At 46.2% G+C, this 18,501-nt stretch carries 20 protein-coding genes; 8 read left to right on the top strand and 12 right to left on the bottom strand.

What is annotated here, in order from left to right; genetic code table 11:
- Positions 1-4: 4 nt before the first annotated feature.
- Genes lipA through ICN26_RS05060 form a run of 6 tightly spaced genes read right to left on the bottom strand, consistent with a single transcriptional unit; the run spans position 5 to position 4,130 of the window.
- Positions 5-1,024 (bottom strand): lipoyl synthase, encoded by a 1,020-nt coding sequence (lipA, locus tag ICN26_RS05085; protein WP_216267367.1) that lies wholly within the window; start codon positions 1,022-1,024, stop codon positions 5-7.
- Positions 1,021-1,665: a lipoyl(octanoyl) transferase LipB gene (gene lipB / locus ICN26_RS05080; RefSeq protein ID WP_216267364.1), complete on the bottom strand. Its 645-nt coding sequence runs from the start codon at positions 1,663-1,665 to the stop codon at positions 1,021-1,023. Before lipB ends, lipA begins: the two co-directional genes overlap by 4 nt.
- A gap of 9 nt (positions 1,666-1,674) precedes the next feature.
- The gene (locus ICN26_RS05075; RefSeq protein WP_046330922.1) at positions 1,675-1,944 is read right to left on the bottom strand and encodes a YbeD family protein; all 270 of its coding nucleotides are present in this window, start codon (positions 1,942-1,944) and stop codon (positions 1,675-1,677) included.
- A 31-nt stretch (positions 1,945-1,975) separates the two neighbouring features.
- The gene (locus tag ICN26_RS05070) at positions 1,976-2,692 is read right to left on the bottom strand and encodes an alpha/beta hydrolase (RefSeq protein ID WP_216267362.1); all 717 of its coding nucleotides are present in this window, start codon (positions 2,690-2,692) and stop codon (positions 1,976-1,978) included.
- Between the two features lie 22 nt (positions 2,693-2,714).
- Complete coding sequence (locus ICN26_RS05065) at positions 2,715-3,023, bottom strand: (2Fe-2S) ferredoxin domain-containing protein (RefSeq protein WP_216267361.1); 309 nt, start codon at positions 3,021-3,023, stop codon at positions 2,715-2,717.
- Between the two features lie 12 nt (positions 3,024-3,035).
- Positions 3,036-4,130, bottom strand: coding sequence for a VanZ family protein (locus ICN26_RS05060; RefSeq protein WP_216267359.1), 1,095 nt, complete (start codon positions 4,128-4,130; stop codon positions 3,036-3,038).
- Positions 4,131-4,176: 46 nt separating this feature from the next.
- On the opposite strand from ICN26_RS05060, the gene ICN26_RS05055 reads away from it, so the two are divergent.
- Together ICN26_RS05055 and ICN26_RS05050 are read left to right on the top strand one after the other, a co-directional pair.
- Positions 4,177-4,977: a biotin--[acetyl-CoA-carboxylase] ligase gene (locus ICN26_RS05055; RefSeq protein ID WP_216267357.1), complete on the top strand. Its 801-nt coding sequence runs from the start codon at positions 4,177-4,179 to the stop codon at positions 4,975-4,977.
- Positions 4,974-5,795, top strand: a complete 822-nt coding sequence (locus ICN26_RS05050; RefSeq protein ID WP_216267354.1) for a type III pantothenate kinase — start codon at positions 4,974-4,976, stop codon at positions 5,793-5,795. The genes ICN26_RS05055 and ICN26_RS05050 overlap by 4 nt, the downstream gene beginning before the upstream one ends.
- 13 nt (positions 5,796-5,808) lie before the next feature.
- On the opposite strand, the gene rfaE2 is transcribed toward ICN26_RS05050, so the two are convergent.
- Positions 5,809-6,300 carry a D-glycero-beta-D-manno-heptose 1-phosphate adenylyltransferase gene (gene rfaE2, locus ICN26_RS05045; protein ID WP_216267353.1) on the bottom strand — a complete coding sequence of 164 codons (492 nt, stop codon included), beginning with the start codon at positions 6,298-6,300 and terminating at the stop codon, positions 5,809-5,811.
- A gap of 103 nt (positions 6,301-6,403) precedes the next feature.
- Between rfaE2 and ICN26_RS05040 the strand changes: the two genes are divergently transcribed.
- The 5 genes from ICN26_RS05040 to ICN26_RS05020 are packed head-to-tail and all read left to right on the top strand — an operon-like array spanning position 6,404 to position 11,206.
- Positions 6,404-6,967, top strand: a complete 564-nt coding sequence (locus ICN26_RS05040) for a glutathione peroxidase (protein WP_255534384.1) — start codon at positions 6,404-6,406, stop codon at positions 6,965-6,967.
- The gene (locus tag ICN26_RS05035; protein ID WP_216267351.1) at positions 6,967-8,355 is read left to right on the top strand and encodes an NAD(P)/FAD-dependent oxidoreductase; all 1,389 of its coding nucleotides are present in this window, start codon (positions 6,967-6,969) and stop codon (positions 8,353-8,355) included. Before ICN26_RS05040 ends, ICN26_RS05035 begins: the two co-directional genes overlap by 1 nt.
- Positions 8,356-9,141, top strand: coding sequence for a DUF1365 domain-containing protein (locus ICN26_RS05030; RefSeq protein WP_216267349.1), 786 nt, complete (start codon positions 8,356-8,358; stop codon positions 9,139-9,141).
- On the top strand, positions 9,138-10,433 hold the full coding sequence (locus ICN26_RS05025; protein WP_216267348.1) for an SAM-dependent methyltransferase: 1,296 nt from the start codon (positions 9,138-9,140) through the stop codon (positions 10,431-10,433). Before ICN26_RS05030 ends, ICN26_RS05025 begins: the two co-directional genes overlap by 4 nt.
- Entirely contained in the window at positions 10,430-11,206 is a 777-nt protein-coding gene (locus ICN26_RS05020) for an SDR family NAD(P)-dependent oxidoreductase (RefSeq protein WP_216267346.1), read from the top strand. The genes ICN26_RS05025 and ICN26_RS05020 overlap by 4 nt, the downstream gene beginning before the upstream one ends.
- Before the next feature lie 9 nt (positions 11,207-11,215).
- Here the strand turns inward: ICN26_RS05020 and ICN26_RS05015 are convergent, their stop codons facing one another.
- From ICN26_RS05015 to argS, 3 genes are read right to left on the bottom strand one after another with little or no spacing between them, the layout of a single operon-like run.
- Entirely contained in the window at positions 11,216-11,878 is a 663-nt protein-coding gene (locus tag ICN26_RS05015) for a thiol:disulfide interchange protein DsbA/DsbL (protein WP_216267343.1), read from the bottom strand.
- Entirely contained in the window at positions 11,875-12,489 is a 615-nt protein-coding gene (locus ICN26_RS05010) for an SPOR domain-containing protein (protein ID WP_216267341.1), read from the bottom strand. Before ICN26_RS05010 ends, ICN26_RS05015 begins: the two co-directional genes overlap by 4 nt.
- A gap of 50 nt (positions 12,490-12,539) precedes the next feature.
- Positions 12,540-14,267 carry an arginine--tRNA ligase gene (gene argS / locus ICN26_RS05005; RefSeq protein WP_216267339.1) on the bottom strand — a complete coding sequence of 576 codons (1,728 nt, stop codon included), beginning with the start codon at positions 14,265-14,267 and terminating at the stop codon, positions 12,540-12,542.
- 35 nt (positions 14,268-14,302) lie between these two features.
- Here argS and ICN26_RS05000 point away from each other — a divergent pair, with 35 nt between their 5' ends.
- The gene (locus tag ICN26_RS05000; protein WP_216267337.1) at positions 14,303-14,620 is read left to right on the top strand and encodes a DUF1840 domain-containing protein; all 318 of its coding nucleotides are present in this window, start codon (positions 14,303-14,305) and stop codon (positions 14,618-14,620) included.
- Between the two features lie 30 nt (positions 14,621-14,650).
- Here the strand turns inward: ICN26_RS05000 and metH are convergent, their stop codons facing one another.
- Together metH and ICN26_RS04990 are read right to left on the bottom strand one after the other, a co-directional pair.
- Positions 14,651-17,398, bottom strand: coding sequence for a methionine synthase (gene metH, locus ICN26_RS04995; RefSeq protein ID WP_216267335.1), 2,748 nt, complete (start codon positions 17,396-17,398; stop codon positions 14,651-14,653).
- Positions 17,395-18,459, bottom strand: a complete 1,065-nt coding sequence (locus tag ICN26_RS04990) for a homocysteine S-methyltransferase family protein (RefSeq protein WP_216267333.1) — start codon at positions 18,457-18,459, stop codon at positions 17,395-17,397. Before ICN26_RS04990 ends, metH begins: the two co-directional genes overlap by 4 nt.
- Between the last annotated feature and the right edge of the window lie 42 nt (positions 18,460-18,501).

The raw sequence follows: 18,501 nt of genomic DNA, 5'->3' as shown, positions 1-18,501 counted from the left end.
AAGTTTAGATAACACCTGCACTGTGTGCTTGCTCATCAGCATGATAGCTAGAGCGCACCATCGCGCCCACAGCAGCATGTGAGAAGCCCATTGCATAAGCTTCTTCTTCAAAATGCTTAAAGACATCGGGATGCACATAGCGACGAACCGGCAGGTGATGTCCTGAAGGAGCTAAATACTGTCCAATAGTCAGCATATCAATATTGTGTTCACGCATATCGCGCATGACTTCTAAAATTTCTTCGTCAGTTTCTCCTAAGCCAACCATTAAACCGCTCTTGGTTGGAATATGCGGGAAGCGCTCTTTGAAATCCTTTAGTAACTTTAAAGAATGTGCGTAGTCAGCACCGGGTCGCGCCTCTTTGTATAAGCGCGGAACCGTTTCTAAATTGTGATTCATCACATCAGGCAAACCTTGCGGCGCATGCTCAGAAAAAATATCTAAAGCCTTATCTAAGCGGCCACGAAAATCTGGCACTAACACTTCAATGCGTGTATTGGGGGAGAGATCGCGTGACTGAGAAATGCAGTCAACATAGTGCATTGCGCCACCGTCACGTAAATCATCGCGATCTACACTAGTAATCACCACATAATTTAATTTCAGAGCAGCGATCGTGCGCGCTAAATTACCCGGCTCTTTTGTATCCAAGGGATCTGGCCTGCCATGGCCCACGTCACAAAATGGGCAACGACGTGTACATTTATCGCCCATGATCATGAAGGTAGCCGTGCCTTTACCAAAGCACTCGCCAATATTAGGGCAGCTTGCCTCTTCGCAAACTGTGACCAACTCATTTTCACGAAGAATCTTTTTAATCTCAGAAAAACGAGAATTTCCAGAGGCGGCTTTTACTCGAATCCAATCCGGCTTTTTGAGTACTTGCTCTAAGGGAATGATCTTGATTGGAATGCGCGCAGTCTTCTCACTCGATTTCTGCTTGCGCGAGGCATCGTAGTTGAGATCCTGCCGAATATTACTAGTAGTGGCAATGGAATCGAGGTCCGGCTTATTGGTGGTCATGATGAAATCAGTTGCTTTTGCAAATGCCCTAAAAGGGTTTGGCTAATAATGTCTATATTGTCCTTGATCCCAAGAGTTTGCATATCCACCGTCCTTAAGCCCTCATACCCACATGGGTGAATACGGGCAAAAGCCGCTAAATCGGTAGCTACATTTAAGGCAAGTCCATGATAGGAGCACCCCTTGGAGACCTTGAGACCCAGTGCGGCAATCTTGGCGCCTCGATACTCTGCCTGTATTGCACTCTCCAGCGCAATATAAATGCCGGGTGCGCCAGCATGTCTTTCTGCCCGAATACCAAAATCTGCCAATGTATCAATCAAAGCCTGCTCAATTCTGGAGACAAGCTCTTTTACAAAAATACCCAAACGCCTCAGATCGAGCAGTAAATACACCACGATTTGTCCAGGTCCGTGATACGTGATCTCACCGCCACGATCAACCTGCACTAATGGAATTTGATTACTAGGGGAGTGTAAGTTGCCCGCATCTCCCGCCAAGCCTAAAGTAAAAACTGGGGGGTGCTCAAGAATCCAAATTTCATCTGAGGTATCACTATTTCGCTGCTGCGTAAAATCCCGCATAGCTTGATAGGTTGACTCGTATTCAGCTATCCCTAAATGTTTTACTAAAAAACTCATGCGGTTAACTTAGAGAACAACACTCACCAAAGGATGCGTGGATAAAGTGCGGTACAACTCATCCAACTGCTCTCGACTAGTGGCCGTGATTGGCAATGTAATACCTAGATAATTTCCATCCTTAGAGGGTCGCTGCTCAACCTTACTCTCATCGAACGTAGGATCAAATTGACGGGCAATGTGCAAGATTGCAGGTAGGTATTCTGGATTTGACTTACCCATTACCTTGATTGGAAACTCTGATGGGTATTCAATGAGGGATTTTTTATCTTCAGTCATATTCTTTTATCTTTTAACTTTTTTGTTTACTTTATTGATTGCGGTGATCGGGCATACCCAACCAAGCGCTAGTAATAATGTTACGTATGCAATGTAAACGTCGATGGAAAAAATGATCGGCACCCGGTACCACTTGTACTGTTAACTCTTGAGGACGCGCCCAATCTAAGACATCGATCAAGGGAATAGTTTCATCTACCTCACCATGAATCAAAATCGTATCAGCAGGCACAGGTGCTAAGACCCATTTACCAGCCGCACTACCCACCATGACAAGCCTCTCAGCTGGGCGCCCTAGCTCTGCCAAGCGCTGTACCAAATGGGTGCCAACAAAACTGCCAAATGAAAAACCGGAAACTACCAAAGGCGCAGTGTTAGCAGTCTGCACCCATGCCTGTTGTGAAGTAGCCTCAAATTGATTCCAACTAGAAGGGGTTCGCATCCAATCAGTGACGTGCAATAAGTCCTCCATCTCACCAACGCCGTCATCATGCTCGCCGGCAGTAGCCCCTACTCCGCGAAAATTGGGGCGCACACTAACGTAACCCAATTGATTAAAAGCACGTGCCATAGTTTGTGCCACTTTGTTGTCCATCGTTCCGCCCATTAATGGATGTGGATGCGCAACTAAAGCTAAGCCTCTCACCGAAAAATCAGGATTATTTTTTAATTCATCTGGCAAATCAATCGACATTTCGATTTGACCCACAACACCATCAATATGAATTATTTTTGTACGGCTATTCATGAGAAAACTTTCTGAAATCTTTTTAAGCCAACTGCAGACGCTCTACTGGACGCCCTTGTATTAAGTGCGACTGAATAATTTCTTCAACATCTTCAGTATCAATAAATGTGTACCAAATGCCCTCTGGATAAATTACTGCCACCGGGCCATCAGCACAACGGTCTAAGCATCCTGCTTTGTTAATACGGATTTTTCCCGGGCCAGATAAGCCCAATTCTTTGACACGCTTTTTTGCGAAATCAAAAAGAGCAAAAGCATTATGACGATCGCAACAATCTTCGCCGTTACTGCGCTGGTTTAGACAGAAAAAAACATGGTGTTGAAAACTCATATGTCATCTCAATTAAGGTTTTAAATTAAAGGTGGCTCTATTTCGAAGTACCCAAAATAATGCTAGTGGCAACCATACTACTGAAACCCATTGCATTAATTCATTAAAGTGTAATAGCCGGCCTTGATACCAATGTCGTAATGTCAGAATGAAATACGGGTTGTCCGGCAGGAAATTAATTACCAAGGTGGCAGTGACTAAACAGGCGATTGCAAGCCAAGCTTTGCTAGCTAAGGAAATTTGGAGAGTCCATCTGAGCAATAGACTGCCCAGCACCATTCCCCAAATAGCCCCTGCGGTAAGCCACAACAAACCAAATTCCACCCCGAACTGCAATGCAGTAAAGGCAATCTTCACTAAAACAGTGAAGCAAAGCAGGCCATTTAGAATTTTCCACTGGGACGCTTTTGCACGCATCCCCAAAGATAGTAATAGTCCGGTACCGAGCCAACAAACCGCTGTAATGATGGACTCTTGAATGACATGATTGACCACCGTGGTTCCCCAGTCAACGGAAGAAAAAATTGCATGCCCCCATACCCCCGTACCCAACCAAGAGCTTTGGGGATAGATCTGAGCCCAGGGGAAAAGTAAAAATAAAGCGCAAGCAGCCCAGTTCAAGCCAAACCATTGATCAAAGCGACGACGGATTGCGCTCCCAGAGAGCCACTGGGGGCCCAAGGGGATGGCTAATAAACCGCCCATCAAACCACCCAACACATTGGCCCACCAATCCATTTGGCTCGGAATGCGGGTGGGTAACCAAGTTTGGAGAGACTCAACACTAAAAGCCAATGTCGCACTAATGCTCAAGGCGATGCTTAAGGCAACAAAGTTACGCCAACGTGGGTAGCATGCAAAGACCAGCAAAAACCCCAAGGGAATATAGGCTAAGACATTGACTGACACATCAAAGAGCGTAATAAAGCGGGGTAAAGGGGCATCCAACCATGCCCATGGGGCGATCCCATTATCAAAACTGAAATCAAAGGGATTTAGGCTGACATAAATGATTAAAAGCGCATAGCTCAAGCTAATGGCTCGAGCCAAAGGCATTGCCTGGAGAGGCCAAATAAACTTGCGAGGACGCTGATCTTCTTGTTGCATTCCCTTATTCTAGGTCAGCCAGCCTAGATCTTTCTACAATAGAAAAATGAGCCCGAATTGCATTCTCGAACGCGTTGCCACCACCAAATCAACTAATGATGATTTATTAGCCCGTTGGCGTGCCGGTGAATTAATTGATGCCGTAGCTCGTATTGCCCACAATCAGACTTCCGGCAAGGGCAGGGCTGGAAGAGTTTGGCTTTCCAATCCTGGAGATACGCTGTGCTTCTCCTTAGCCCACCCATTCAATAAGCGCCCTCTTGAACTGAGCGGACTGAGCCTAGTCATTGGACTAGCGGTGGTTGCTGGTATTGCGGGAGCTTTAGGGATCAATGAGACCACTCTTCATCAACAAGGTCTTAGGCTGAAGTGGCCCAACGATTTACTACTGAACAATGCCAAGCTTGGTGGCATCCTGATTGAAGGCGGACAAAGCAGTCCAAATTCACCCACTTGGATGGTAATCGGCATAGGCCTGAACTTACGTAATGCAGAATTGATTACTCAGAACTCAGAAAATCAAACCGCTTTAGGTGCTGCTGCTTTGGATCAACTAATGCCTCATCAAACACCGATTCCAGATGCGGAGTTCATTTGGCTCAAGCTGATTGAGGCATTTGAAAGATATTTGACCCAATTTGAACAGCATGGGTTCAGCTATTTTAAAGATTCCTGGTTGGACTGGGATGCCTTTAACGGTCAGTCTGTTTGCATATCAGGTGCCGGCAAAGAGCCCATCATTGGAATCTCTTCCGGAGTGGATAACTCTGGCGCGCTTATTCTTCATCAGCATGACAAATCTATCGTCATTCATGCAGGCGATGTTTCTTTGCGAGTTCAATCATGAGTCTGTATTTAGTATTTGATCTTGGCAACACTCGACTCAAGTGGGCCGCAGTCGAATCTACACAAAACATCGCAGACCGCAATAAAAAACTGTGGGCATATTCTGGGTCGATCAGTACCAAATCTTTCCAGTCACCCGAACTACGTGCTGAACTATCTGACTATATTTCTAAAACCTTGCCTAAGCCAGACGCTATTGCCTTTTGCTGCGTAGCGGGCGATGCTGCGATTGAAAATCTACGCAGTCTCTTTCCACAATGGCAAGATCTTGAGTGGAAGCAATTCACAGGCAGCAGTCCTTACCAAGGTTTACGAACACTCTATCAAGACCCCAGTAAGTTGGGCGCAGATCGCTGGGCTGCACTGATTGGCGCAAGAGCTCTTTCTAGTACCAACACGCTAGTGATCAACGCTGGGACAGCCACTACCATTGACTTGCTGGGTGGTAATGGCGTCCATTACGGTGGCTGGATCTTGCCTGGCTTAAGCCTGATGCAAGAAAGCCTGCAACAAAACACAGCCCAACTGCCATTAGTAGTTCGTGCCAACAAGCCTGAAGCTCAAGCGAGCTTTGGCAGCACTACAGATGAGGCTATTACGGGCGGTTGTGATGCGGCGCAAATGGGGGCAATCTTGCGCGCAGCCTACTTAGCTAAAGCTATGAATCATCCAGTCGAGCGAATTTGGCTTGATGGGGGTAATGCCAAAATTTTGGTAAATGAAATTAAACAGTTTCCAGAGTTAGCAGTACTGCCAGTAGAGCCCATTGAAGGTTTAGTGCTACGTGGACTTTGGGCTTGGCTCTTACAGAACCTCTAAGCCACAATGCTAGTCAACTTGTGCGGATCTTGCCCAACAGGGTTGTTGTGGAGCGCTCGTATAAAAATGGGATAGCAACTGCCATACCACCCCAAGTTTTCACGAGGCGGGTTTCCTCCAGGGAATCGATTTCATAATCTCCGCCCTTAACGTAAATATCAGGATGAATCTTGGCAATCAGATTCAACGGGGTCTGCTCTGTAAATAACACCGCCAAGTCGACACTCTCAAGCGCTGCCAATAAAGCCTGGCGATCAGCCTCGGTATTAATCGGTCTGTCATCACCCTTGCCCAGCATCTTGACTGAGGCATCTGAATTCACCCCCACCACAAGACTAGCCCCCAACTCCCTAGCTTGGGCTAGGTAGCTGGCATGCCCTCGATGTAGGATATCGAAGACGCCATTCGTAAATACCAAGGGTCTCGGGAGCGCCGCAATACGAGCCTCCAGCTCCGTTGGAGCGCAGACTTTAGACTCAAAAGATGGTTGGGGTAAAGAGCTCATAGCGCCATATTAATGGCATTGGGCTACATTCAACGATATTTACCAGAATGTCTTAGACTTGGGGCATCCCCGTCCCACCCAAAGGCTCAAAATGATTCGCTATATGCCGCGGTACTTATTGGCACTACTTTTCTTGCTGATATCAATGCCGTTCGCAAAGGCAGCTCCCGCCGCAAGCAGCTGCAGCCCCCTTTTATCCCACACCTTTCCAAGATTGCAGGATGAGGCGCCTCAAAGCCTCTGCCAATATCAAGGCAAAGTCATTCTCGCTGTTAATACAGCCAGTTTTTGTGGCTTCACGAGCCAATACGAGGGTCTGGAGAAGTTGTATGCCAAATACAAAGACCGTGGCTTGGTTGTTTTGGGATTTCCATCAAACGATTTTGGTCAGCAAGAGCCGGGTAGCAATAAAGACATCGCTGAGTTCTGTAAAAATACCTATGATGTGAAATTCCCTATGTTCGCTAAGAGCTCAGTTAGCGGAAGTAATCCAAACCCACTATTTAAAATGCTCATTGCTAAAACTGGGACAACACCGAAATGGAATTTTTATAAGTACCTGATTGATCGGAACGGTAATGTAGTTGATTCGTTTGGCAGTATGACAAAACCAGCAAGCTCTAGTATTACTAGTGAGATCGAGAAACTTCTTGGAGAAAAAATTTAGTGGGTAAGAAAAAAGTTGCCATCATTGGCGCCGGTATATCTGGCTTAGGATGTGCATACGCTCTAAGGCAGCACCCAGATTTAGAAATCACCTTATTTGAAGGTGGCGACCATATTGGCGGCCATAGTAATACCGTTGATTTCACACTAGAGACTCCTCACGGACAGATGACCCATGGGGTCGATACTGGATTTTTAGTATTTAATCGAAAAACTTATCCTCGCTTAGTTCGTCTGTTTGAAGAAATTCAGGTTCCGATTGCGCCATCAGAAATGTCCTTTTCAGTATCTATTGATGCGGGAGGAAAAACTGGGCGCAGTAAAAAAATTGAATGGGCTGGTAACGATCTCAATTCCTTCTTTGGTCAAAGATCTAACCTGTTCTCGTTGTCATTCTGGAGAATGGCTTACGACATCTTGCGCTTTAATCGTCTCGCCACTCGACTGGCAGAGGAGCAAATCACTGCCAAACTTGAATACTCAGAGCCAGATGAGCGCATTAAAGATTTTTTAGATCGCAATCGTTTTAGCACCAGCTTTAGAGAAAATTATTTCTTGCCAATGATTGGTGCTATTTGGTCATGTTCTGTTGAACAGATGCTAGAGTTTCCGATTCAGACTATGGTCCGCTTCTGTCATAACCATGGTCTCCTACAAATCCAAAATCGCCCGCAATGGCTTACGGTTCAAGGTGGCTCGCGAGAATATGTGAAACTTTTAGTTGCAGTTTTAGAGAAACATCATATCCAATTTGTTCGTGAATCTGTTACTCGAGTCAATGCGAAAAAAACGGTAGACTCTCTAGTCGAAGTGATTACGTCCTCAGGGTTACACCAGTTTGATGAAGTGGTAATGGCATGTCATAGCGATCAAGCCTTAGAGTTAGTGCATGGCATTGGGCAAGATGCGCGCAATATTTTGGCTTCGGTCCCTTACCAAAAAAATCGTGCAATTTTGCATACAGATATCAATTTCTTGCCAACTACCGAACGCTGTTGGGCAGCCTGGAACTACACCGCAAAATCTGGTGCAACACCGACTGCACAACAACATGTGAGTGTGAATTATTTAATCAACCGATTACAACCACTGCCCAAAGCATTTAAGGGCACACAAGTTATTGTGAGCCTGAACCCACTGACGGATCCCAATCCAAAATTGGTGCATGAAGAAATCCATTACTCGCATCCCGTCTTTGATATGCGTGCCGTGCAGGCACAAAAGGAGCTACCTTTAATTCAGGGCAACTCTTCAATCTGGTATTGCGGAGCATGGACAGGGTTTGGTTTTCATGAAGATGGTCTGCGCTCCGGAGAATTGGTGGCAATGGATCTTATGGAGAGTATTTCTCATCGCGTTAAATCAAGCTCCATTAAAGATTCTCAGTAAATGAATTCGCCAACGATTAATTTTGGAGCAGTAAAGCATCGGCGCTTTCGTCCCGCTATTAATGCGTTTGGCTATGGCGTATTTACTTTGTCTATTCCAATGCGTGCGCGTAGGAATGATCCAACATTACTCAGCAAGCATGGACTCAAAGATAAGCAATTTGGCCTTTTTTCCTTTTTTGACCAAGACCATGGATTAGGCGGTGAAAACAGTCTGTCCTGGATCGAATCGATCCTTAAAGACAATCACGTTCACCATGATGATGGTGAGATTTGGCTACACACTTTTCCGCGAGTTCTCGGCTATGTCTTTAATCCGGTGAGCTTTTGGGTCTGCACCCAAACCAATGGTCAAGTTCAAGCGGTGCTTGCTGAAGTAAATAACACCTTTGGCGAACGACACTGCTATTTACTCCATCATGACTCTGGTAAAGCACTGCAATCCGGAGAGACGCTTGTGAGCAATAAGGTATTCCATGTCTCGCCTTTTTGTGACGTCAGAGGTGAGTACCACTTCCGCTTTTTATTTCCCCAAGACAGTAATTCAAAGCGGAATATTGTTTGTCGGATTGAGCTTCATGAGGATGGCGCTCCATTAATCAATACCAGCATCAGCGGCCTAGCTCAACCATTGACTAAAAGCGCCCTCTATCTTGCCTTTCTGCGCTACCCCCTCATGAGTCTGGGTGTTATTGGTCGAATTCACTGGCAGGCATTGAAATTATGGCTAAAAGGTGTACCCTTTCACTCAAAACCTAAACCACCAGAACTTGAAGTTACTCGATGAATCGCCCCGGTCAAACGCTCCTATCTCGCCTCACCTTCTCTCGCCCTGAAAGGCATAAATCTAAACTGCAGCAAGGCAATGCAAGCACATTGGCTTTATTGGGTCTTTTGGCTCAATTGCGCAGTGGGCACCTAGTGCTCACCCTTCCTAATAATGAAGTGAGAGAATTTGGCAACAGTGCAGATCAGCTACATGCAGAAATTCAAGTCTTAGATTGGTCTGTATTTAAGCAAGTGTTATCTCATGGTGATATCGGCTTCGCCGAAAGCTATATCCGAGGCGAGTGGAATACGCCCGATCTCAAAGCCGTTCTAGAGCTAGCCATTCGGAATCGTACTATCTTAGAGAAAGCAATCTATGGCAGCTGGTTTGGATCTGTAGCCTATCGCCTGAGACATTGGTTTAGAGACAACTCTAAATCCGGAAGCCGTAAAAATATTCATGCGCACTATGATTTAGGCAATGCTTTTTATACGCTTTGGCTAGACCCCACGATGAGCTACTCGAGTGCATGGTTCTCTGAGGGTGACAAGCAATCACTCATGGATGCCCAGCGCGCAAAAATCAAACGTATCTTAGACTCCATCCATGCTAAGGAGGGCGATCAAATCTTAGAAATAGGCTGTGGTTGGGGCGGCTTCATGGAAGAAGCCTTACGTAATGGTAACCAAGTTACTGGCCTGACATTGTCGACAGAACAAAAAGCATTTGCAGACTCTCGACTTCAAAAGATCTCTACAGAAGCAAGCAATGCAAAGCAATTTGAGGTTCGGCTGCAAGACTATCGGGACTGTAAAGAGCAATTTGACGGTATTGCCTCTGTTGAAATGTTTGAAGCAGTTGGCGAGAACCATTGGACTGAATACTTTCAAGCAGTTGCAAAACGACTCAAAGCGGGTGGACGAGCTTGTATCCAAACCATCGTGATCGCAGATGATTTATTTGATCGCTATCGCCAGAGTACCGACTTTATTCAGCAGTATGTTTTTCCAGGAGGCATGCTTCCCTCTCCCGCTAAATTTAAAGCTGCCGCAGCTAGTGCAGGTTTAGAGCTTGAAGCAGAGTTTGCCTTTGGTGCTGACTATGCCAAAACCCTATGCCTATGGCGCGATAGTTTTAATCACAAGATTGAAGAAATTTATCGCCTTGGTTTCGATGAGGCATTTATTCGACTCTGGAATTTTTATCTCATGTATTGCGCCGCTGGATTTTCTGAAAAGAATATTGATGTAGTGCAGTACACCCTCAAACATAAAGATCTCATTCACTCAAGTGACGCACTACGCCCATGAAACAAAAAGGAATAGATTCTTTTGTCAATCAACGGATTTGGGTCATTGGAGCCTCTAGTGGTATTGGTGAGGCCTGCACAAAAGCGTTTATCAAGGCGGGCGCAAAAGTCGCACTCTCTAGCCGTCGTACAGAGCGACTAGATGCTCTCGCACAGTCTGCCAAGCCAGGACAGGCCTTAGTACTCCCACTTGATGTCACCCAGCAAGAGCAGCTCGACCCTGCCTACCAAAGCATCCAAGAAGCTTGGGGTGGTTTAGATCTACTGTTGTTTGTCTCGGGCGTATACACCCCCTTACGTGCCGATAATTTTGAATTTGGTATTGCACAGAAAACAATTGATGCCAATTTGCTCGGTCCCATGCGGGCAGTCAGCATTGTTATGCCTGATATGCTCAAAGCGCATGCTGGTCATATTGCCATAGTTGGTAGCGTAGCGGGGTATAGCGGACTACCTAAGGCCTTAGCCTATGGTCCAAGTAAAGCAGGAATCATTAATTTCTGTGAAACCCTCTATTACGACTTACTGCCGCAGGGAGTGAGCGTCCATATGATCTCACCAGGATTTGTGGCAACTGAGGCTACCGCACAGAATGATTTTGAGATGCCAGCGCTCATCACTGCCGATAAAGCCGCACAAGAAATCCTCGGCGGAATTCAGGCTGGAGAATTTGATATTCACTTCCCTAAGCAGTTTTCAGGATTTTTAAAGTTCCTCAGAATCCTGCCTTACTCACTTTACTTCTGGATTATCCGGCGCTTCGTCAAGATATAAGGGCCTGAATTACTTGTACTTATCCTTGCGGATTTTTTGCTCTAAGTGCTCCATTACAGCAATCGCTTTTGCCTTGGTTCCCGCAATGGATGGGGATGTTACGTAGCGACCCTGCATCACAACCGTTGGCACCCCATCAATACGATAAGCATCGGCCATCTGTCTTGCAGCACGAGCTTTTGATACAACGGCAAAAGAGCGATAGGTAGCTAAGAAGGTATTGCGATCGATACCTTGTGATGCAATCCAATCGGCGATCTCATTTTCTGTCATCAGGCGCTTGTTTTCTTTATGCATGGCATACATGACTTTGTCATTCATCGCCTCACCCTTACCCATAGACTCCAAGGCATAGAAGAGCTGGCTGTGCGGCATGAAATCATCTCGGAAAGCAACGGGTACTTTACGGAATGTCACATCCTTTGCTTGGCGCTTAAGCCACGCATTGAGCTCTGGTTCAAAGTCATAGCAATGCGGGCAGCCATACCAAAAGAACTCGATAACCTCGACTTTTCCTTTAGCCTCAACTGGCTGAGGAATAGGCAGAATACGATAATCAAACCCCTCTTCAATCTTAGGGCTTTGCGCAGCAACAAGGCCTGAAAAAGAAAATGCCAAACCAAGAATAGTGGCAGATAAAAGAGCCCTTTTAGATTTAGATAATGTAATCATGATTTGCTAGATTTAATCACACTCGGTTTAATACCCATGCCATTAAGCTTATCACGCACGGGATTGCTTTCTTCAACACTGTTGTATGGGCCAATACGCACACGCCAAAGCGTATTGCCCTCACTATTAATCTCACTTAATTGAGATTGAATACCTTGAATCGCTAAACTCGCTTTTTGCGCATCTGCATCAGCACGCTTATTGAATGCACCTACTTGTAAGAAATAAATTGCATCCGATTTTGCGGTAGGCGCTGGGGCTAGCTCTCCCGGTTTTTTACCACTAGCTACATCAGCAATTGGATCTGGCGTGCTCGCTGAGGGTGCAGCTGACTTGCCTTGTAGGGGTTTATTCAAATCCAGAGTCTCTGCTGGGGCAATCACCTCACCTTCCACCGATTCTGATCCCGGCTTAATTGTTAAAGGAAGATTAGGGGCTCTGACTCCAGGACGCTCTTGCGGTGTGTTTTTAGAAAGGTAAAAGGCAATCACAAAAGCAACGCCAAGGCCAACACCAAGCCCTAAGATGAAGCCAAGAATAGTGCCGCCAAACTCCGAACTCGAAGACTGGGTCTTCGGCGTAAAGCTGGTGTGTTGATTATTGTTTTTCATCGTATCTTCATCCTTCTTTTTACTTCTTAAGCGCTAGCAAGTACTACAGCTTACATCTTAGCGGGTGCTGATACACCCAATACTTTTAATCCATTTTCAAGCACTTGGCGCGTCGCTAAGAGCAATGCAAGGCGTGCTAATTTCAATGCGGGATCATCTACCAAAACGCGATCTGCGTTATAGAAGGTATGGAAGTCTCCAGCCAAATCGCGCAAGTAGAAAGCTAATGCATGCGGCGCCAAGTCTGCTGCAGCGTCAGTCAGCATTTCTGGATATTCAGCCAAACGACGTAATAGATGATCTGAGGCTTTGCTTTGCAGTAGGGAGAGGTTCGCACCTTTTAGGTCAGATACTTTTCCACCCCATTGGGTCAGAATTGAACAAATACGCGCATGGGCATATTGCACATAGAACACGGGATTTTCATCATTCTGCTGTAATGCCAAATCAATATCAAAGACGAACTCTGTATCAGCCTTGCGGGAGATGAGGAAAAAACGCACGGCATCTCTTCCACGCTGAAGTGCTAGTTCACGATCATCAGCAGTCATCTCCGGTGCAACTCCACCAGACCACTCTACCAAGTCGCGTACAGTCACATAGGAGCCGGCACGTTTAGAAATTTTGACCTCTTCGCCGTGGCGCATCACCGTCACCATCTTGTGCAATACGTAATCAGGATAGGTTTTCGGAATATCCCAACCACGCTTCTGTGCCACACCCTGCAAGCCAGAGCGAACACGGGCGATGGTGCCGTGGTGATCACTCCCTTGGACGTTAATCACTTTTTGAAAGCCACGATTCCATTTGCTGGTGTGATAGGCGACATCAGGCACAAAGTAGGTAAAGCTACCATCAGACTTACGCATAACGCGATCCTTATCATCGCCATCATCTGTTGTCTTGAGCCAAAGCGCGCCCTCAGACTCATAGGTCTTACCAATACTTTGCAGCTCCTCAACAATCTTTGTAACACTACCATCGGTATACAAGGAAGACTCTAGGTAATAGCAATCAAACTTCACGCCAAATGTTTTTAAGTCAATGTCTTGTTCATTGCGTAAATACGCGACGGCAAATTGACGAATAGCTTCCAGGTTATCTTTATATTCAGGCGAAGCCTTAAAGGCAATCGCAATCTCTGCAATATATTCACCGTTATAAGCACTCTCTGGCCAAGCAGCATCGCCAGGTTTAAGTCCGCTTAATCTAGCTTGCACTGAAAGCGCCAAGTTTGCGATCTGGACTCCAGCATCGTTGTAATAAAACTCGCGGTGCACTTTGATACCCTGAGTTGCCAATAGATTTGCTAGGGCATCGCCTAGCGCAGCTTGACGACCATGACCCACGTGCAGCGGGCCAGTAGGATTGGCGGACACAAATTCAATCATGGCGCTAGCAACTGGGGCTGCCTCTGGCGCTAGCTGACCAAACTGAGATCCTGCCGTGAGGACTTCTTGCACCACAGCAGTTTTAGCGCTATTACTAAGGCGAAAATTAATGAATCCAGGCCCTGCAATTTCGCAGGAGGCAATGAGCTCACTATAGCCAGGCTGCTGCTCTAAGCGCTCAACAAGCGCTTGCGCTAATTCTCGAGGATTTAGCTTCCAAGCTTTAGATAACTGAAGCGCAATATTGCAAGCGACATCCCCATGGTCTACCGCCTTAGGGCGCTCTAAGCGAGGCGCAGGGGCATCGGCCAAACCACGCTCCTGTGCAAGACCCTGAAGGGCTGCACTCAGCATTTCAATTAAACGATTTTTATTAGTCAACAACATAGATAAGTGAGTTTATCAGGTGGTAAGCTATTGAAATGATCTATCAATTTCGATCCAAAGCGGGTCCTGACGTCATCATGCTAGCTGATCTCACCCAGAGAATCTTTGAAATTTTGGGTCGCCCATTAGAACCTAGGGGAATTTTGACGGTGGAGCAACTACCAAGCTTCATCATCGCCCTAGAAACCGCTATTTTGAAAGACTTGGAAGAGCGCTCTAAAAGTAATACAGCGGATCAAGAAAGCACTGAAAAACCAAAACTTGCCGACAGGCTGGGGCAGCGCGCCTACCCCTTCTTAGAACTGATGAAACAGGCTAAAGCCAAAGATGAGCCAGTGATGTGGGGCGTTTAAAGGCTTCATCCCCCTCCACCCAAATCCAATTTAGTCTATCGAGCTTGCCAACTGGCGACGAATGTCTTCAACGGACTCATTGCGGCGCTTAGCAAGATCTTCAATCTGGTCTGCTGACAACTTACCCACATTGAAATAACGTGCATCCGGATGTGCTAGATAAAAACCGCTGACACTGGAAGCTGGGTTCATGGCCATCGATTCGGTCAAGGTTATGCCAATATCTTCCGAACCAATGACACGCAATAAATCTTTTTTCACCTCATGCGCAGGGCAAGCTGGATATCCTGGCGCTGGACGAATACCACGATATTCTTCATTAATCATTTGATCATTCGTCAAAATCTCATCAGTCGCATAAGCCCAGAGATCGGTACGAACACGGTGATGCATCAACTCTGCGAATGCTTCTGCCAAACGATCGGCCAAAGATTGCAACATGATTGCACTGTAGTCATCATGCTTTGCATGGAACTCAGCCACTTTTTTCTCAACCCCGTGACCAGTTGTCACAGCAAAGCAGCCAAGGTAATCGGCCACATGTGTATCTTTCGGCGCAACATAATCTGCTAAGCAGCGATTAGGTCGACGAACGCCATCGACTACAGGACGCTCGGCCTGCTGACGCAAGTTATGCCAAACAAACAATGGATGCTCGCGAGATTCATCACTGTACAACACAATGTCATCACCTATCGTGTTTGCTGGGTAGAAAGCTACTACAGCATCGGCTTGCAACCACTGACCCTTAATCAACTTATCCAATAGCGCCTGACCATCTTCAAAGACTTTACGGGCCTCTACTCCAACGATTTCATCATCTAAGATTGCTGGAAACTTACCAGCCAAATCCCAAGTTTGAAAAAATGGTGTCCAGTCAATATATTTAGCGATGTCACTTAAAGCAAAATTCTTGAAAACACGACGCCCAATAAACTTAGGCTTCTCAGGCACATAACTAGCCCAATCAATTAATTCACGATTCTTACGTGCGGCTTCTAATGAGATAGTCGGGGATGCCTTCTTATTGGCATGCTGCTCACGAATACGTACGTAGTCATCGCGCAGATCCTGAATAAATTTCTTGGCACTTTCATCTGATAGAAGGCTTGATGCTACTGACACAGAGCGGGATGCATCAGGCACATAGACTACCGGTCCATCATAATGCGGCGCAATCTTGACTGCGGTATGTACACGAGAAGTTGTAGCACCACCAATCATGAGCGGAATTTGACGCTCACGGAAATAGTCATCACGCTGCATCTCTTGCGCAACGTAAGTCATCTCCTCTAGAGATGGGGTGATCAAACCTGACAAACCAACAATATCTGCTTTTTCTTCTTTAGCACGCTTCAGAATTTCTGAGCAGGGTACCATCACACCCATATTGGCAACTTCAAAGTTATTACATTGCAGCACCACCGTCACAATGTTTTTGCCAATATCGTGAACGTCACCCTTAACAGTCGCCATCACAATCTTGCCTTTGGCTTTTGCTTCACCACCAGCGGCAATGTGAAGACGCTTCTCTTCCTCAATATAAGGAATCAAAATGGCTACCGCTTGCTTCATCACACGTGCGCTCTTGACTACTTGAGGTAGAAACATCTTGCCGGCGCCAAATAGGTCACCAACGACATTCATGCCATCCATCAGGGGGCCTTCAATAACCTCAATCGGACGACCACCTGCACCCATAATTTGAGCGCGCAGCTCTTCAGTGTCGCCTTCAATAAAGGTAGTGATTCCATGTACCAAAGCATGGGTTAAACGCTCACGCACCTGGGCCTCACGCCACACCAAGTTTTCTACTTGTTTTGCGCCACCGCCCTTAAATTGGTCGGCAATATCCAGTAAGCGCTCGGTTGGAGTCTTACCATCTCTTTCTTTAAAGCGGTTAAGTACCACATCCTCAACACGCTCACGTAATTCAAGATCTAGGTCTGCATATACGCCGAGCTGTCCCGCATTCACAATACCCATATCCATGCCAGCCTGAATGGCGTGATACAGGAACACCGTATGAATGGCTTCACGTACGCGATCGTTGCCGCGGAAAGAGAAGCTGACATTGGAAACGCCGCCACTAACTTTTGCGCCCGGCAGATTCTCTTTAATCCAGCGTGTAGCATTAATAAAATCTACAGCATAGTTGTCATGCTCTTCAATGCCGGTAGCAATTGCAAAAATATTAGGGTCAAAAATAATGTCTTCTGCTGGAAAGCCGATCTCATTAACGAGAATTTGATAGCAGCGCTGACAAATTTCTGTTTTGCGCTTAAAGGTATCTGCTTGACCTACTTCATCAAATGCCATCACTACAGATGCTGCACCGTAACGACGAATCAAACGTGCTTGTTTTCTGAACGGCTCTTCACCCTCTTTGAGTGAAATCGAGTTCACAATCGGCTTACCCTGAATGCACTTCAGACCAGCCTCAATAACGCTCCATTTAGAGGAGTCAATCATGATCGGTACACGAGCAATATCTGGTTCTGAGGCAATCAAATTCAAGAAGCGCGTCATTGCCGCTTCAGAATCCAACATTGCCTCATCCATATTGATGTCAATCACTTGAGCGCCATTTTCAACTTGTTGTCTTGCAACTACTAAAGCTTCATCAAATTGATTATTCAAAATCATGCGCGCAAAGGCTTTGGAGCCTGTTACGTTGGTACGCTCGCCAATGTTTACAAAGCGGATATCGGCCGTAACGTTAAAAGGCTCTAGACCTGAAAGCTTCATCGGCGGCATTACTTTTACAGTCTTACTCATGCTGAGAGCTCCGTACTCTCACGATAGAAGGGTCGCGGCTTACGCTGTGAAACTGCATTAGCGATTGCACGAATATGATCTGGCGTAGTTCCACAGCAGCCACCTACTAGATTGACCAAACCATCTTTCGCAAAACCATCAACCAAGCTAGAAGTAATATCCGGAGTCTCATCAAAGCCAGTATCACTCATGGGATTGGGCAGGCCGGCATTGGGATAGCAAGATACTGCAACGTCGCATATGCGGGATAGCTCAGCAATATAAGGGCGCATCAACGCAGCACCTAAGGCGCAGTTCAAGCCAAAGGTGAGTGGTTTAATGTGGCGTAAGCTATTCCAAAATGCTTCAACTGTTTGCCCAGATAGAATTCGGCCAGAGGCATCCGTGACCGTACCTGAAATCATCACCGGCAAACGCTCACCGGTTTCCTCAAAGAACTCATCTAAAGCAAACAATGCAGCCTTGGCATTGAGTGTGTCGAAAATAGTTTCAACTAAAAATAAATCAACACCACCCTCAAAGAGACCTTCAATCTGCTCTCGATAGGAAGCTCGCAGTGCATCAAACGTCACATTACGTGCACCGGGATCATTTACATCAGGAGAAATACTTGCAGTCTTTGGCGTAGGTCCAATTGCACCCGCTACAAAACGTGGTTTATCTGGCGTAGAGTATTTTTCACAGGCAGCACGAGCCAATTGAGCGGAGATGACATTCATCTCTCGCGCCAAATCAGCCATCTTGTAATCCTCTTGCGCAACTGAAGTAGCGCCAAAGGTATTAGTCTCAATAATGTCTGCACCCGCATCTAAATACTGCTCATGAATCTTGCTGATAATCTGTGGCTGGGTCAGCACCAAGAGTTCGTTATTGCCTTTAATGTCGCCTGGGTGACTCTCAAAGCGTTTGCTCGCTGGTAATCCACGGTAATCCGCCTCACTCAGCTTGTATTGCTGAATCATGGTGCCCATGGCGCCATCCAAAATCAGAATGCGCTGCTTTAGTAGCTCGGGAAGTGCCTGACCGCGGGTGTAAGGCTGGGATAAACCATTAGATTGCATTGCGTAACCGGGATTAATCTCTAGAATCCTCTATTGTATTGG

It is taken from the genome of Polynucleobacter hallstattensis (assembly GCF_018881835.1).
GTDB lineage: Bacteria > Pseudomonadota > Gammaproteobacteria > Burkholderiales > Burkholderiaceae > Polynucleobacter > Polynucleobacter hallstattensis.
This window is presented reverse-complemented; position numbering and strand designations above follow the sequence as displayed.